Here is a 14,310-nt window from a genome sequence, read left to right as displayed (position 1 = left end):
CCAGACGGTGCTACCAACACCGAAAGGGGCCTAGGTACCGACCCTCTGTCGAAGGGACGAACCATGAGCTTCACCGTACCGTCCGCCGTCAAGGCCCTCCCCGCCTCTCTGCCGGCCGCGTTCCTGCCCGGCATTCCCGCCCAGCCGACGGCCGGCCGTCAGGCGGCCGAGCCGGTCCCGGGCTCGCGCCTGGTGCCGGCGGTCGCGTCCGGCGTCCGCGTGTTCGTGGAGTGCCCGTCCTGGTGCACCATCGACCACACCGAGGACCCGAACGAGCCCATCGAGGACATCTGGCACAGCAGTGACCACGTCGACCTCAAGCTGCCCCACCTGGGCGACTCGGACGACCTGTTCACCTTCGCGCGGCTCGGCCTGGACCCCACGGCCTCCAACCTGCAGCACCGGCAGACGTTCGTCCTCGTCGAGGACGGCGGCGAGGGCTACTACGCGAACCCGGACCAGGCCGACGAGTTCGCCGACAACCTTGAGGCGTTCGCGGCCCAGATCCGTGAGATGGCGCGTGTTGCCCGCGGTGGCGTCCAGTGACCGCTCGCAAGGTGACCGTGTGGACCGGCGACCACGGTGACGTCACCATCCCCGAGCCGGTCTGGTGCCTCGACGAGCACGAGGGCGAGAACTACCGGCAGGACATCGAGCACCGCGGCGCTGACATGCCGGCGGTTGTCGAGACGTCGTGCCACGGCCCGGTGCCGACGCTGGTCGCGTGCCTGGTGCAGCGGCCGTTCAGCGAGCGGGATCGGCGGACGCTGGTGTCCCTCGACTTGGGCGACGACTGGCACGAGCTGGCGGCGCCGGACCTGGACGCGGCGGCCGCGGTCCTCGTCGAGCACGCCGCGACGCTGCGCCGTCTGGCGCGAGAGCTGCGGGTGATGGAGCGATGACCTCGAAGTGGCCGATCCCGCGACCCACGGAGGCCGCGGCCATCCGCGCGGCGGACCTGGTGCAGCGGGCGGTTCCCCCGATTCAGGTGGTCCTGGCGGACCTGCTGGCCGCGAACCAGCTGGGCGACCGGCACGGCGTCAACCTCTGCGCGCACAGGGCTGCGCGCGTGGCTCTCGGAAGGGTGGGCGAGCAGTGAAGACCTTCAACCCCTCGAGGGCCCTCGCCGTCGGCGCCGGGCTGGTCATCGTCGCCCTGACGGGTGCGGCGTTCTGGCTGTCCTACGCGCACCTCGCCGAGGTCGCCCTGGCCCACGGGCTCAGGGCGGCCCCGGTGCGGGCGTGGGCGTGGCCGGCCACCCTCGACCTGTTCATCGTGGCGGGCGAGCTGCTGATGCTGCGGGCGGCGCTGGCGAAGAAGGTCGACCCGTGGGCCATCGGTCTCACCACGGTCGGCTCGCTCGGCTCCATCGTCCTGAACGTTGCCGGGGTGACCGGCAGCCGGGACCCGGGCACGGTGCCGGTACTGGACTACGTGGTGGCCGCTGTGCCTCCGACGGCCGCGCTGCTGGCGTTCGGCGCGCTGATGCGTCAGATCCACCAGGCCCTCGCGGCGCGGGACGCCGAGACCGTGGTTACCGCCCCGGTGACCGTCGAGCGTGCCGACGTGGTTCCGCTGCCGGCGGTCACCACCCCGGGCCTCGAGCTGCCTGCTGCGACGCCGCTGTGGGACGACTGGGCGACCAGCAAGGTGACCACGGCGGTACCTGCCGAGCAGACCCGGCAGGTGGTCACCGAGCAGATCGCGCTCACGCCCACTGAGCTGCGGAAGAAGGCCCGCACGCTGCACCGTCAGGTGGTCAGGTCGGGCGGCCGTGGGGTGACCATCGACCAGCTGCGGGAAGAGTTCGGGCTGTCGCGCCGTGAGGCGACGGAGCTGCGCCGCGAAGTGGTCACGGGGGTGGCGTCGTGAGCGACATCGAGAAGGCCGCCCGGGACGCCGTCGAGGCGCAGGCCAACACCGAGCAGGTCGCCCTCGTCCTGGCCGTGCTGCAGGCACAGCAGCTCGTCCAGCAGCAGACCCCGCCGCCCGCCCCGGCACCCCTCCAGCAGCCGAACACCGGCAAGTGGATCGCCCTCGGCGTGGCCGCCCCGTTCCTCGCCGTCACCCTCGCCATCTCGCTGGTGGCGTTCGCCATCACCGCGGTGTGCCTGACCATCTGCGCCCTGGTCCTCAAGGGCATGTGGACCGACCTCCAGAAGGAGAAGAACTCATGACCAGTGCCGAGTACCGCGAGCGCGCCGAGGACCTGCTGACCGGCGACCGGCCGGAGTTCATCAGCGCGTGGGCCGTCGAGCAGGCCGCCGTGTGGGCACAGCTCGCGACGGCTGCCGCGATCAGCGAGACCGCCAAGGAGGGCGACCGGTGAGCGACCCGAAGCTGACGGCAGGCGAGAAGGCGCAAGTCGCCTGGTACGTGGCCCGCATGGCGAAGCGCTCCGTCGCGAGCGAGACGGTTCACATGCGGGACCTGGAGCGGAAGATCGAGCGGATCATCGACGGCGCGCAGCAGCGGGCCGAGAAGAACGGCAAGCAGCGGTGAGCGCCCGCCTGTCGACGTGGAAGTTCACCGTCGAGGCGACCGACAGCACGGGCCGCCGGGGCAAGCACCGCGGCCTCGTCGACTCGCACAGCGAGACGGCGGCCCGGCAGGGCGTCGTCGAGTCCGTGCAGGCCGCCGGCTATCAGCCGTGCGGGCCCGTGCAGCTCACGCCGAAGCGCAAGTAGCTACGCCGCGGGGCGGCCGTCACCGGGCAAGGAAACCGGCCGCCCCGCGCCCCTACCGCTCCCCAGAGCAGCAAGGAGGCACCATCATGACCGAACTCCTCGAGCGACCCGTCAACGGTCACCCCATCGTGAAGGTGAACCTGCTCAAGCCGCAGTACACCGTCGTCCCCGAGCAGCCGGCTGCCGATGACCGGCAGAGTGTTCCGGTCGTCGAGGCCGTCGACCGGGACGACAACCCGCTCGCCGACTGGCTGACCGTCCCCGACGTGCCCGTGCTCCCGGCGTGGGCCCGCACCCCCGCCGTGTTCAAGGCCAACACGACCGCCCTGGCGCGGCTGTGCTGGTGGCACACCCGCTTCCACGGCATTCGCGTCCCCAAGTACGCGGTGAAGACCGTGTGGCTCGCCTCCCGCGGCTTCTTCCGTGCGTCCGTCGGTCTGTGGCCGACGCTGTCGGCGCAGGACCACACCGCGGCGGTGAAGGCCCTGAAGGCGCAGACGAAGCTGAAGCCGGAGGACGTCGACCTGGCGACGCGGCTGCAGATGGCGCACGCCGAGCGGACCAAGACCCGGCGGTGGCGGTTCGGTGCTGCGGCCGCCGGTGTCGCTGCCGCAGCGCTGGGCGTGTACCTGGCGCCGCCGCTGCTGCAGACCGGGCTCGCCGGCGCGGTCGTCACCCCGCTCGCCTACCTGGGCCGCGGCGAGGCGACGCAGCTGCTCGACCACGGCACCCCGCCGCTGCGCGTCGACATGTCCGCCCAGCAGCTCAACGACGCCCTGCGCGCCTCCGGCCTCCTCAAAAGCGGCAAGGGCGACGACGAGGGCCCCAAGGTCTCCTGCATCATGGGCCCGGTCCGCGACGGCCGCGGCTGGGCGGTGGTCTTCGACCTGCCGAAGGGCGGCGGGAAGACTGCTGCCGACGTCCTGGCGAAGCGCACCACCATCGCCGCCGAGCTCGGCGTAGACGAGATCCAGGTGGTCATGTCCCGCGTCCGCGCCGCGCAGGGCGGCAACGCGTCCCGCGTCAGCATGTGGGTGGCGGACGATGACCCGTACCTGGCCGACCCGGTGCCCTCGGCGCTGGCGAAGATGGAGCGGTTCTCCATCTGGGACCCGATCCCGTTCGGGCAGGACGCCCGCGGCAACCGGGTCGCGGTGCCGGTCGTGTGGCAGTCGATGTTCTTCGGCGGCCTGCCGCGCCGCGGCAAGACGTTCACGCAGCGGCTCATGACTGCGGCCGGCCTGCTCGACCCCTACGTGCGGCACTACGTCGCCGACTTCAAGGGCGGGCAGGACTGGATGCAGATGCGGCAGGTTGCTCACCGCCTGGTCCTCGGCGCCGAGGACGACGCCATCGAGGCGTTCATCGCGATGCTGGACGAGCTGCTGCGGGAGATGGAGCGCCGCTTCGCGATCCTGCGGGAGCTGCCGACGAGCATCTGCCCGGAGGGCAAGCTGACCCCGGAGATCGTCGAGCGGTACAACATGCCGTTCGTCTTCTTCACCGTCGATGAGCTGCAGGAATGCTTCATCGCGATCAGCGACGAGAAGGTGCGCAAGCAGGTCATTGACGATATGGCGCGCATCGCCCGTCGCGGGCCGGCCGCCGGGTTCATCTCCAACTACGCCTCCCAGCGCCCGGACGCCGAGTCCGTGCCCACGAAGCTGCGGGAGATCATCACCGTCCGGGCGTGCACGCAGGTCACCGACCAGACCAGCAGCGACATGGTGCTGGGCAAGGGCAAGGCGTCCATGGGCGCCGACGCGTCCGTGCTGTCCGAGGACCACAAGGGCGTCGTCGTCCTCGTCACCGGGCCGGCGTCGTTCGCCACGGTCAAGAACGACCTGCTCACCACGGCCGAGTTCAACGCCCTGTGCGCCAAGGGCCGGACGCTGCGGAAGGAAGCCGGGCAGCTCACCGGCGACGCCGCGGGCGACGTCGTCGCAGAGGCCGGCGAGCAGGGCTACCGCGTCCCCGCCGTCGTGTCCGACGTCCTGGAGGCCATGCAGCACTCGCCGCGGATGTTCACCCGCGACCTGCTGCAGCGGCTCGTCAACCTCGACGAGGACACCTACGGCGACTGGGACGCCGAGAAGCTCGCCAAGGAGCTCGAGCTGGCCGGCGTGAAGCGCACCAGCAAGCAGGTGAAGATCAACGGCGAGAACGGCGCCGGATACCAGCGCCGCGACATCGAGGGCTCCATCCCGTTCCCCCAGTAGCTCCCGGTAGCGGGGGAGGACCCTACTCCCCCCGCTCCGGGCACCCTTGCCGGCGTCGTATCTCGCAGCCTCTCGAGGGCCCCCAAAGTAGCGGGGCCTCTTTACCCCGGTAGCCGGGGCAGTAGAGGGCTCTGACCTGCGAGGTAGCGCTGGTAGAGGGGCGTACAGAAGGGCCCCGCCACAGACCGTGGCGGGGCCCTTTCGTCGTTCCCGGACCGCTCACAGCGCCCGGCCCGTCGTAGCCCGCCGCGCCTGCCGCTGCTCCGAGTCACGGATCTTCGGCTCGACCGTCACATTGATCAGATCCCGCAGCGCCGGGTCGTCGAAGTGGACGTGGACGTGAACGTCTCCGGCCGGCCGCGCGGCCGCCTGGCGAGGAACGGGCAGCGCCGGCGTCGGTGCGGGCATCGCCGTCCCCAGCCGGCCCTGGTTGATGGCGTGCAGCACTTCGGGCCCGTACTTCTGTACCGACGCGGCACGCACCACGAACTCACCCTTGGAGACTCGGGCGAGGATGCTGTCCGACGTGCCCGTGCCCGGCCCGTGGACCATGCCGCCGCCCGGGAACCCGACGAGGCCACCCCGGGCGAGCTTGAGCTGCGAGCCGTGGACGCCGGCCTTGCGGGCGGCGCTGCTGTCACCGACGACCACGTAGCGGGTCGTCACGGTGACGTTGACGTTCTCGTCCTCGATCGAGGCCAGGGCCCGGTTCGCCTGCGCAACCTTCGCCTGCAGATCGTTGATCCGCGCCTTCAGCTCGGCCTGCTTCTCCGGCGGCACACTCTTCATCTGCGCCTTGGCCGTCGCGATCTGCGACGTCCAGTTGTCGATGTTCATCTTCAGCTGGTTGCGTTCGAGGCGCGGCAGGGTCTCCTGGGAGAAGTTCCGCGTGGCCTGCTCCGCCTCCGCCAGGCCGCGCAGGAACCCGCCCTTGAACTCGTCGAACGCGGCGTCCGCGGCCCGCAGCTTGTCGCCGATCCCGGGGATCCAGCCGAACGCACTGGCGGCGCCGGACACCATCACGTCGAGGGACTGCAGCACGCCGAACGACAGCTGCCTGAATCCGCCGATCAGCTCCGGCAGGGCGGCGACCCCGAACGCCACGAAGTTGATGATCGAGTTCGCGATAACGCGCGAGCCCTCTTGGATGAGCAACTTGTTCTCTTCGATCGACTCCGAGAGCCGCTGCAGCGGGCCCTTCATCTCGTCGACCCTGGTGCCGGCGGGGATCAGGGCGCCGAGGATCGCGCCCGCCGTGTCCTTGATAGCGGGGGCCATGAGGGCGAACATCTGCGTCGTCGCCTTCACCCCGAACGCCAAGTCCTTGAAGATCGGCGCGAGGAACCGCACCGCGCCGCCCAGCATGCCGAGCACCGCAGACGTCCTCTGACCTGCGTTGACGGCGAGCTCGCCAAGGAGCGGGCCGAAAGTACGGGCCACCTCACCGGCGAACCGGCCCAGCGCGGGCAGGATCTGGTTCAACATCGAGAACAGGCCGGACAGGAACGCCGACGTGCCGCCGATCCCGCGCTCCAGGCCCTGGAACATGCCGACGAGGCCCTTGCCCAGCAGGTCACGGATCCCGCCCGAGAGAACCCGCAGCGTCGGCCCGGACGCCGCACCGAAGCTGAGGAACCCGCGGGCCAGTCCGCCGACGCCGGTCGTCAGGTCCTTGACGAACACGCCGCCCAGCTTCAAGACCTGCGTGAAGTCCTTCTGGAATCCGGAGTCCTTCATCAGCCGGCCGAGCCCGGCCGCCGCCTGCCCGAACCCGCGGCCCATGTCAGTCATGCCGCGGCCGACGATCCGCACGAGCGGCCCACTGGACTTCAGGGCCTGCGTGAACCCGGGCAGCATCGCCCTCTGAACACTCTTGCCGATCCCCGCGAACTCGCCCTTGACGTCGACCAGGGCCCTCGTGAAGCTCCGCGCCTCAGGGCTGAGTTTCTTCAGGGCCGCGGCGTACTTCTTCTTGTCCTCGCCCGCCAGCGCCGCAGCCTCACCGACACCCTTGAAACCCAGCTTCAGCGTTCCGATCGCCAGGCCCGCGCCCGCAGCCATCGGCACGACCGCGCCCAGAGCAGGCAGCAGCGACAGGCCCGCGATCGCGGCGACGCTGGCCATCACGCCGCCCAAGTGGCCGCTGCTGCCCGCGGCGTCCGTAGCGGCGCTGGACAGGTCCCCCAGCGCGGGCGCCACACTGCCCGTGTCGCCAGCCATGACGCGCGCCGCCTCACCCGCCGACAGGAACCTGCCCTGCACGTCCCTCAGACGGCCGTTGGCGTCCCTGTGGAAGCGCGCCAGGGCGCTGCTGCCCTGGCGGGCCGCGTCGTCGATGCGGCGGCCCATGTCGTCCGCCGAGTCGCCCGCCCGGTTCAGGACCCGGGACAGGTTGTCCCGCCCGTCGAGGGTGAACGTCAGCCGCTCAGCCACCGTTCGTCACCCCCTCCGGCAGCCGGCCCCGCGACTCGGCGATGTACACCGCCGCGGCCTCAGGGTCCGCCGCGCTGTCGGCGAGCTCCCGGTAGGCGGCCTCGATCTCGTCCGGGTCCGAGGAGGACTCGGCGGCGGCGATGCGCTCGCAGTAGTCGGCGACCTCCTGCGGGGCGAACGCCGCGGTCAGCTCGTCGGTGCCGGGGTCGAAGTCGTCGAACTGCAGGTCGGGGTCCTCGCGCCTTCTCAGGACCCATGCGATGCCGCGCATGGCGTCGACGTCGCCGAGGAGCAGGCCGGCCCGCACGACGGGCCACGGCTTGTCAGTGGCGCGGGAGACGAGCGACGCCTCCGAGCACTTGAGGGTGGTGGCGTCGTACTGCTCGGCGTCGCCGTCGGTCGGGCGGTAGATGACGATCATGGCGTGCCTTTCGATCTGACGGGGCGTCACGCAGAGTGATGTCACGGAGAGTGACGTCGCTAATTGGGCTTGATCTTGAATTCGGGTCAAGATCTTTTGTTGAAATTCGGCGCAAAAAAAAGCGGGTGAGAAGTGCTTTGGGGTCGCTCATCTGCGCTTTCTCAAGGGAGACTGCCCGCCCCCCTACCTGGGGGTTCTCGGGTGACGAACGGGCGTCGAGCGTCGCTCTCGGTGTTGCGCGACCTCGCGGCGCCGGTCCGGCCGCGGCTACGGACACGCATCGTGACGCAGCGCGCGGCCTGCACCGACACCCGAACCTCACCGCCGTAGCTGTCCGTGCTCGTCGTACCTGAGCAGCGGTGTGCGCATCAGCTGGTCGGCGAGCCTGACGACTGCCTCGCGACGCTGCTTCAGCACGCTGCGTGCGGCACGCTGCGCATCCCACAATTGGCTCAGTCCGTGGTCGCGCTCGAAGTCCCGCAGGTCGCCACACCCGTAGTCCTCGTAGGGCACGGTCCCCTGCTCCTTGTTGAACAGGTCGCCGGCCGCGGTGACGACTGCTCGCTGCCACAGTTCGGCCGGACCGAAGTCGACGAGGGTGTGCCCGCTGCTGCGACCCAACACGATCTCGACGACGGGCAGTCCGAAGTGGCGGGCGACGACCGCGTGCGCGGCCTCATGCTCGGCGAGGATGCGGCTGCGGGGCTTCATGCGGCGTCTCCGCCGCCGAACCACTGGTCGGCGTAGTCGGAGCCTTCGCTGTCCCGTAGGGCGTCGTACAGGGCGTCCCTGCTGGCGAGTTCGGCGTCCGCGCGGCGTCGGCGTGCGGCGTGCTCGGCGCGCGCGTCGGCCTGGCGGTCCTCCAGGTCGGAGAAGATGAACCCGGCGGCGAGGAGCTGTTCGCGCTCGCTGGGCTGCTTGGCCGCGCGCTGGCGGGGCTGGGGGTTGCCGCAGCGGGCGATGAGCCGCCTGCGGGCTTCCTGGCGGGCTTCCATGGCTTCGTCGGACCAGTAGTTGTCGCTCATCGTCTTCTTCTCTCGTGCGGCCGCGAGTGCGGCGGGGGCTTGGTCGAGCAGCTGCTGCAGCTCGCGGTGTGCGCGGGTGGAACGCTTGGCCTTGCGGCGGTCCTTGGCCCACGTGTTGAACGTGGCCCACTTGGACCGCCTGATGTCGGTGGTCACTGCTCCTCCTTGTCGAGTGCTGCCTGTTCGTCGGCGTGGGCTTGGGCGACCTTGGCCGCGTAGATCGCCCACACCGCCTGGGGGGTGGTGTCTTCGGACTGGGCGAGGGCGTTGATGAACGTGTGGGTGACGCCGATGAGGGCGGGGACGGTGAACCCAGGGTCTACCTCGATGAGGGCGGCGATGAGCGTGTCGGCGAGGGCGTCGTCTTCGGCGATGAGCGCTGTGATGGCGGCGATGACGTCGCGGTGCGCGTCGATGAGGTCGCTCATGCCGTGTTCCCGGGGCTGTCGGTGTACGTGCGGGCCTGCCGGGGGCATTGGGTGTTGTGCCGGCCGATGCACCACTTGTGGCCGCGGCAGAGCTTGGCGTCGCAGCCTTTGCTGCAGAGCACGTAGGTGCCGCGGGTGAGGGGCCTGGCGCAGCTGCCGCAGAACCCGAGCCGGGTCGCGGCTTTCCGGGCGCGTGCGGATCCTCGGGGGGTCACGGCTGTACTCCCTTGCCGGCGGCGCTGAGTCGGCGGAGTTTCGCCGCGTGGCGGGCCCTGAGGCCGATCCTGCGGCGCCGGCCGAACTCGGCGCGCTGCTGCTGCCGTTCGGCTTGCTTGGCCTTCGCTGCGGCTATCCGGGCCGCCACCTGCTGCTCGACGTGAGAGGTCACGGCGCCACCTCCGGCTCTGCGTGGATACGCAGCGGGGCGTAGACGATCCGCCGGTTGCAGTACTCGAAGGCGCTGAGGTTCATGAGGATCGCGGGGAAGCCGTGGCCGCCGCTGACGTAGGGCAGCAGTACGTCGTCGAGGTCGGCGTCCTGGCCGGCCTTCCAGGCGATGATCGGAACGAGTTCGGTGATGCCCTCCTCGTTTGCCTCTTCGAGGTACCAGCCGGGCTGTGCGGGGATGAGGTCGGTCATTCGGTGGCTCCTGGTCTGTGGTTGCTGCCAAAGGCGGCAGCAGAAGGGGGTGAGTGGGGGCTTGGCTGGGAGGCTCTGGCACGGCTGGCACGGCACTTCTGTGGAACGCCCTATAGAAGAGAAGGGGTTTTGTCTGAGGAGCCGTGCCAGCCGTGCCAGTTAGCGAAAAGCGCAGGTCAGGCGGCTGCCTTGTTGCTGCTGCTTTCCGCCTCGCCACTCACCTCCTCGTCGTCGGCCGCGGTGCGGAACCTGACGCCGAGCCAGGCCGCGTACCGCATGGGCGTGGGCCGGTGGGGCTCGTCCCATGCCTCGCCGATGGGCGGCCGGGAGAGGCTGGGATCGAGCCGTACCTGTCGCTTCTCGACCCTGTGCTTCGTCGTCTCGTCGTGGCTGGCGAAGCGGGAGTAGAACGTCTTGTCGGACCACTTCTGGTGGTTGTGCGTCCGCAGCCAGGTGTTGAAGTCGTCGAGCAGATCCTGGGACATGACGTGGTTGTCGGGCGCGGGCACGATGCGCTCCGACCAGTAACCGAGGATCAGGTCCGACTCGGCTCGCCACTTCCTGGTGTCGGCCGCGACCCGCGCTGGCGGTTCGGGGAGGACGCGCTGGCTGGCGTACCACTGGCGGGCGCCCTCGACTGCCCAGGCGAGCGCGGCCTGGCGCTGCTCACGCCCCTCCTTGAGCCGCTGACGGAGCGAGGGGTCGCCGCGGAGTTCGTTCGGGGCGCCGGTAAGCGGCTCGTGCGGCTTGAGGAACTTGTACGGGAACGTGAGCAGCTGCAGGCGCCGCCACGTGCCGTGGTCGGTCTCCTCAATGATCGGCAGGTAGTTGGTCGACAGGAACAGGGAGTGCGTGGCCTCCCATTCGACGTTGTTCTGCCGGATGTACCGGGCCTTCATGCGCGGGGTGCCGACCGCGTCCTTCAACCGCTTTACGGACATGCGGCGCGCCTCGGGCAGCTCCTCGGCGACGGCCAGGCGCGCGCCGCGGAAGTCCATGAGCTCGGTGGGGTGTGCTCCGGGGTCGGCCATGAGGACGCGGTCCGAGACGAGGACGTGGTAGCCGCCGGCCGCCTCCATGAGGGTGCCCATCACGGTGGACTTGCCGTTTTCGCCTCCGCCCTTGAGGAGCACCATGGTGTCGTCTGGGGTCATGTAGCCGGTGAGACCCTGTCCGACGCGGATCTGCAGCCACGCGTGGCAGTCCTGGGGGCACGCCATGAGCGCAGCGTCCCAGTCGTCGTGTCGGGCGCCGGGTCGGTACCCGACGGTCGTGATCTTTGTGAGGAGCTTGGCCGGGTCATGGGGCGACAGTTCGCCGGTGCGCAGGTCGACGATGCCGGTCGGGGTGTTCAGCAGGTCGGGGTGGCTGTCGAACGCTTCGGCGTTCTCCTCGACGATGCCGCGCGCGAGGGAGGTGATGGCGTTGATCCGGTTGCGGCCGAGGAGGCTGGTCAGGGCCGCGCGGGCGCGCCAGTCCTGGGAGACCTTCGGCAGCTCTCGGTTCACCTCCTCGACGATGTACTGGCGGACCACTTCGATCACGGAGACTTCGTCGCAGCGGTCCCATCGCTTGCCGTCCCAGCGCATCCACCCGAGGCCGGCCGCCCAGCAGAAGCGTCCGGCGAGGAGTTCGCTGCTGACTTGGTCGGCGAGGATCGCGTCGGTGAGGCTGCCGTCGCCGTCCTTGACGGGGGTCTTGGCGTCGCCCTGGTCGACGTGGTCGGGCGGCTCTTCGTTGCCCCACCACAGCTCTTCGTCGTGCTGAGGTACGGCCTGCAGGGGGATGGGCCGCTTATCGGGCTCGCTCATGCGGCCCTCCTCTCTTCGGTGTAGGTCAGGTAGCGGCCGTGACCGCCGGGGATGCGGATGGGTGGCCATCCGGGGGTGGCCTGCAGCTGGTGCGGCTCGGCGGGCTTGGCGAGTTCGTCGAGTTCGTCTTTGGTGCGGCGGGCCCACAGCGGTGTGCGGGGGGCGTCGAGGCTGCGGAGCCACTCGATGAGCGCTTCTTCGTCGCCGTATTTGCGCCACATCTCGGCGGCCTGGAGTGCGCCGGCGAGCCGCTTGGGGTCGTCGGGCTCGAGGTCCATCCATGCGGGGCTGGCGTACTTGGGGTAGACGCCGGCGAAGTACAGGGCTCGCGCTTCTGCCCACAGCTGGACGATGTCGCCAGGGTCGATGGCGGGCGACTCGTCGGGTACCGTGGCCGCAGACGCACCGCCCCCGGCGGAGTCTTCCTGAAACGCCCCGGATAGCCGCCGGGGCGTTTCTGCGTTCTCGGTCATACCGTGGCGCCTCCGGTCCGGACGGTCTGCGCCTGCAGCCACGCCTCGATGGCGCTGCGCCGGTACTTGATGCGCCCGCCCTTGCCGGGGGTCTGCTTGATGTAGTCCGGCCCGTTCCCCGTCCACCGCCAGTTGGCGAGCGTCTGCGGGCTGAAGCCGTATTCGGCGTGCACCTGCTTCGGGTCGAGCAGTGAGTCATGCATATTCGCTCCTCAGTTGAGTTGCTTTGGGACTCAATTGGAGACACAATCGGCCCATGACAAGGACAGTAGCAGAGGTACCGAGGACAGACGAGACTCGATTGAGTGCGCGGCCTAGGCTGAGGACCATGACGCAGCCGCCCCGCCCCAAGCCCCAAGTCACCGATGCGACCGGAAGGACCGTCGCCGCGAACGTGCGACGCCTCCGCGAACTGCGCGGCCTCTCGACCTATGAGCTGGCAAGGAAGCTCAAGGAAGCAGATCGCCCCATCGCCCCATCCGCCCTGGCCAAGGTTGAGCGGGGAGAGCGGCGGGTGGACGTAGGTGACCTGATGGCGCTGGCTGTGGTCCTGGGTGTCTCCCCCACCGCCCTGCTGCTGCCGCCGAACGCGCGCGGCGAGGCAGAGGTGACCGGAGCCGGCTCGGTCAGCGGGTACGACGCATGGATGTGGGCCTGGTGCCAGTCACCCCTGCGGATGCCGGCCGACGAAGACTCTGAAGAGGGCATGCGCGCCGTCCGCGAGTTCGAACTGGTCTCCCGGCCGATCGGCCTGTACAGCCAGGAAGGCGACGACCGCCTGACCCACTGGGCGAGGAAGTCCGATGGCTAGGGTCTGGATTGAGGACCGGGAGGCGCACGCCGACTACCAGGCGTCGATGGAGGCGTGGCAGGCCGCGAAGAAGTCGGGCAGCAAGCGTCAGCCGCCGGGCCGTTGGCGGGTCCGCTGGTACGGCCCGGACGGCAAGGGCAAGGCCAAGACGTACCTGAAGCTGCCGCAGGCTGAGGCCGAGGTGCACGCCATCACGGCCCGCCTCGACAAGGGCAGCTACAGGGATCCGAAGTCGGGGAAGACCGCGGTTCGGATCGTCGCCGAGGAGTGGTTCGGGTCCAAGAGGAAGATCGGCCGGACGACACGCCACGACTACCGCGAGCTGCTGGACAACTACGTCATCCCGTACTGGGGCGACTGGCAGATCGCCGCGATCCAGTGGGAGGACGTCTCCGGCTGGCTCACGGACCTCTGCACGAAGCCGGGGAAGTCCGGCAAGCAGCTCGGCGCCCAGCGGATCATCAAGACGTACCGCGTGCTGTCGATGGTGATGAAGCACGCGGTGTTCTCCAAGCGCATCAGCACGAGCCCGTGCCACGACCACGACCTGCCGCGGCCGGACGACGAGGACGAGCACGTCTACCTCACCTACGACCAGCTGGAGCGCTTGGCGCTCGCGGCCGGCGAGTACCGGCTGCTGATCCTGACGCTCGGGTACTGCGGCATCCGCTGGGCGGAAGCGTCGGCCGTCAAGACGGGACGGCTGAGCGTTCCGCAGCGCCGCATCCGCATCGTCCAGAACTACACCGACGTCAAGGGCGAGCTGGCCCTCGGCCCTGTGAAGAACCACGAGAAGCGGTCCGTCCCCCTCCCCCGGTCGTTCGCCGACGAGCTGGGCAGCCTGGCCCTCGGGAAGGGGCAGGGCGACCTGCTGTTCACGGCGCCGGAGGGCGGGCCGCTCAGGTACAACAACTTCCGCAACCGGGTGTTCGACCCTGCAGTCAAGGAGGCGGGCCTGGGCGGGATGGGCATCACGCCTCACAAGCTCCGCCACACGGCGGCCTCATTGGCCATCGCGGCCGGCGCGGACGTGAAGGTGGTTCAGCTGATGCTGGGTCACAAGGACGCGTCGATGACGCTGAACGTCTACGGGCACCTGTTCCCGGACCGGCTCGACGAGGTGGCGGACGCGCTCGATGCGGGCCGAAAGGTCGCACTGGCACTGGCAGATGCGTCGCTCATGCCGCCTGGGTGATCAGATCCAGGTGTACGGAATGCGTATGGGCCCCTCGGAATGATCTCCGTGGGGCCCATCGCCATGTGGCCTTTGACCAGCCACTTTCCATCTGAGCCGCCTTCGGGATTCGAACCCGAGACCTACGCATTACGAGTGCGTTGCTCTGGCCAACTGAGCTAAGGCGGC

At 69.8% G+C, this 14,310-nt stretch carries 22 protein-coding genes and 1 tRNA gene; 11 read left to right on the top strand and 12 right to left on the bottom strand.

The features are described from left to right. Window positions 1–63: 63 nt before the first annotated feature. The 9 genes from ACGFMM_RS11230 to ACGFMM_RS11190 all read left to right on the top strand — a co-directional run bounded on the left by ACGFMM_RS11230 (window position 64) and on the right by ACGFMM_RS11190 (window position 4,906). Complete coding sequence (locus tag ACGFMM_RS11230) at window positions 64–546, top strand: DUF6907 domain-containing protein (RefSeq protein WP_393645359.1); 483 nt, start codon at window positions 64–66, stop codon at window positions 544–546. Next, on the top strand, window positions 543–902 hold the full coding sequence (locus tag ACGFMM_RS11225; RefSeq protein WP_393645357.1) for a DUF6907 domain-containing protein: 360 nt from the start codon (window positions 543–545) through the stop codon (window positions 900–902). The genes ACGFMM_RS11230 and ACGFMM_RS11225 overlap by 4 nt, the downstream gene beginning before the upstream one ends. Continuing rightward, window positions 899–1,099 carry a hypothetical protein gene (locus ACGFMM_RS11220; RefSeq protein ID WP_393645355.1) on the top strand — a complete coding sequence of 67 codons (201 nt, stop codon included), beginning with the start codon at window positions 899–901 and terminating at the stop codon, window positions 1,097–1,099. Before ACGFMM_RS11225 ends, ACGFMM_RS11220 begins: the two co-directional genes overlap by 4 nt. After that, window positions 1,096–1,872 carry a DUF2637 domain-containing protein gene (locus ACGFMM_RS11215; protein ID WP_393645353.1) on the top strand — a complete coding sequence of 259 codons (777 nt, stop codon included), beginning with the start codon at window positions 1,096–1,098 and terminating at the stop codon, window positions 1,870–1,872. Before ACGFMM_RS11220 ends, ACGFMM_RS11215 begins: the two co-directional genes overlap by 4 nt. Continuing rightward, the gene (locus ACGFMM_RS11210; protein ID WP_393645351.1) at window positions 1,869–2,177 is read left to right on the top strand and encodes a hypothetical protein; all 309 of its coding nucleotides are present in this window, start codon (window positions 1,869–1,871) and stop codon (window positions 2,175–2,177) included. Before ACGFMM_RS11215 ends, ACGFMM_RS11210 begins: the two co-directional genes overlap by 4 nt. Continuing rightward, entirely contained in the window at window positions 2,174–2,329 is a 156-nt protein-coding gene (locus tag ACGFMM_RS11205) for a hypothetical protein (RefSeq protein WP_393645349.1), read from the top strand. The genes ACGFMM_RS11210 and ACGFMM_RS11205 overlap by 4 nt, the downstream gene beginning before the upstream one ends. Next, window positions 2,326–2,502 carry a DUF6257 family protein gene (locus ACGFMM_RS11200; protein WP_393645347.1) on the top strand — a complete coding sequence of 59 codons (177 nt, stop codon included), beginning with the start codon at window positions 2,326–2,328 and terminating at the stop codon, window positions 2,500–2,502. The genes ACGFMM_RS11205 and ACGFMM_RS11200 overlap by 4 nt, the downstream gene beginning before the upstream one ends. After that, a complete protein-coding gene (locus tag ACGFMM_RS11195; protein ID WP_393645345.1) occupies window positions 2,499–2,687 on the top strand; it encodes a hypothetical protein in 189 nt (62 codons plus the stop codon). The genes ACGFMM_RS11200 and ACGFMM_RS11195 overlap by 4 nt, the downstream gene beginning before the upstream one ends. A gap of 86 nt (window positions 2,688–2,773) precedes the next feature. Beyond that, complete coding sequence (locus ACGFMM_RS11190) at window positions 2,774–4,906, top strand: cell division protein FtsK (RefSeq protein ID WP_393645343.1); 2,133 nt, start codon at window positions 2,774–2,776, stop codon at window positions 4,904–4,906. A 219-nt stretch (window positions 4,907–5,125) separates the two neighbouring features. Here the strand turns inward: ACGFMM_RS11190 and ACGFMM_RS11185 are convergent, their stop codons facing one another. From ACGFMM_RS11185 to ACGFMM_RS11135, 11 genes are all read right to left on the bottom strand, one after another. After that, a complete protein-coding gene (locus tag ACGFMM_RS11185; RefSeq protein WP_393645341.1) occupies window positions 5,126–7,339 on the bottom strand; it encodes a hypothetical protein in 2,214 nt (737 codons plus the stop codon). Continuing rightward, entirely contained in the window at window positions 7,332–7,760 is a 429-nt protein-coding gene (locus ACGFMM_RS11180) for a hypothetical protein (protein ID WP_393645339.1), read from the bottom strand. Before ACGFMM_RS11180 ends, ACGFMM_RS11185 begins: the two co-directional genes overlap by 8 nt. Before the next feature lie 318 nt (window positions 7,761–8,078). After that, window positions 8,079–8,471, bottom strand: coding sequence for a hypothetical protein (locus tag ACGFMM_RS11175; RefSeq protein WP_393645337.1), 393 nt, complete (start codon window positions 8,469–8,471; stop codon window positions 8,079–8,081). Then, window positions 8,468–8,941 (bottom strand): hypothetical protein, encoded by a 474-nt coding sequence (locus ACGFMM_RS11170; protein ID WP_393645335.1) that lies wholly within the window; start codon window positions 8,939–8,941, stop codon window positions 8,468–8,470. Before ACGFMM_RS11170 ends, ACGFMM_RS11175 begins: the two co-directional genes overlap by 4 nt. Beyond that, window positions 8,938–9,213, bottom strand: coding sequence for a hypothetical protein (locus ACGFMM_RS11165; RefSeq protein ID WP_393645333.1), 276 nt, complete (start codon window positions 9,211–9,213; stop codon window positions 8,938–8,940). The genes ACGFMM_RS11170 and ACGFMM_RS11165 overlap by 4 nt, the downstream gene beginning before the upstream one ends. Further along, complete coding sequence (locus tag ACGFMM_RS11160; protein WP_393645331.1) at window positions 9,210–9,428, bottom strand: hypothetical protein; 219 nt, start codon at window positions 9,426–9,428, stop codon at window positions 9,210–9,212. The genes ACGFMM_RS11165 and ACGFMM_RS11160 overlap by 4 nt, the downstream gene beginning before the upstream one ends. Continuing rightward, window positions 9,425–9,601: a hypothetical protein gene (locus ACGFMM_RS11155; protein ID WP_393645329.1), complete on the bottom strand. Its 177-nt coding sequence runs from the start codon at window positions 9,599–9,601 to the stop codon at window positions 9,425–9,427. Before ACGFMM_RS11155 ends, ACGFMM_RS11160 begins: the two co-directional genes overlap by 4 nt. Then, a complete protein-coding gene (locus tag ACGFMM_RS11150; protein WP_393645327.1) occupies window positions 9,598–9,852 on the bottom strand; it encodes a hypothetical protein in 255 nt (84 codons plus the stop codon). Before ACGFMM_RS11150 ends, ACGFMM_RS11155 begins: the two co-directional genes overlap by 4 nt. 176 nt (window positions 9,853–10,028) lie before the next feature. Further along, window positions 10,029–11,663 carry a phage/plasmid primase, P4 family gene (locus ACGFMM_RS11145; protein WP_393645325.1) on the bottom strand — a complete coding sequence of 545 codons (1,635 nt, stop codon included), beginning with the start codon at window positions 11,661–11,663 and terminating at the stop codon, window positions 10,029–10,031. Further along, complete coding sequence (locus ACGFMM_RS11140) at window positions 11,660–12,136, bottom strand: hypothetical protein (RefSeq protein ID WP_393645323.1); 477 nt, start codon at window positions 12,134–12,136, stop codon at window positions 11,660–11,662. The genes ACGFMM_RS11145 and ACGFMM_RS11140 overlap by 4 nt, the downstream gene beginning before the upstream one ends. Next, window positions 12,133–12,339, bottom strand: a complete 207-nt coding sequence (locus ACGFMM_RS11135; protein ID WP_393645321.1) for a helix-turn-helix transcriptional regulator — start codon at window positions 12,337–12,339, stop codon at window positions 12,133–12,135. The genes ACGFMM_RS11140 and ACGFMM_RS11135 overlap by 4 nt, the downstream gene beginning before the upstream one ends. 125 nt (window positions 12,340–12,464) lie before the next feature. Here ACGFMM_RS11135 and ACGFMM_RS11130 point away from each other — a divergent pair, with 125 nt between their 5' ends. Then, window positions 12,465–12,947: a helix-turn-helix domain-containing protein gene (locus ACGFMM_RS11130; protein WP_393645319.1), complete on the top strand. Its 483-nt coding sequence runs from the start codon at window positions 12,465–12,467 to the stop codon at window positions 12,945–12,947. Beyond that, complete coding sequence (locus ACGFMM_RS11125) at window positions 12,940–14,142, top strand: tyrosine-type recombinase/integrase (protein ID WP_393645317.1); 1,203 nt, start codon at window positions 12,940–12,942, stop codon at window positions 14,140–14,142. The genes ACGFMM_RS11130 and ACGFMM_RS11125 overlap by 8 nt, the downstream gene beginning before the upstream one ends. A 94-nt stretch (window positions 14,143–14,236) precedes the next feature. Here ACGFMM_RS11125 and ACGFMM_RS11120 read toward each other — a convergent pair. Further along, window positions 14,237–14,310: transfer RNA gene (locus tag ACGFMM_RS11120), tRNA-Thr, on the bottom strand.

This window comes from Streptomyces sp. NPDC048604, from assembly GCF_043199435.1.
GTDB lineage: Bacteria > Actinomycetota > Actinomycetes > Streptomycetales > Streptomycetaceae > Streptomyces.
The sequence above is the reverse complement of the archived record's forward strand: the minus strand, read 5'-3'. Positions and strand labels throughout refer to the sequence as shown.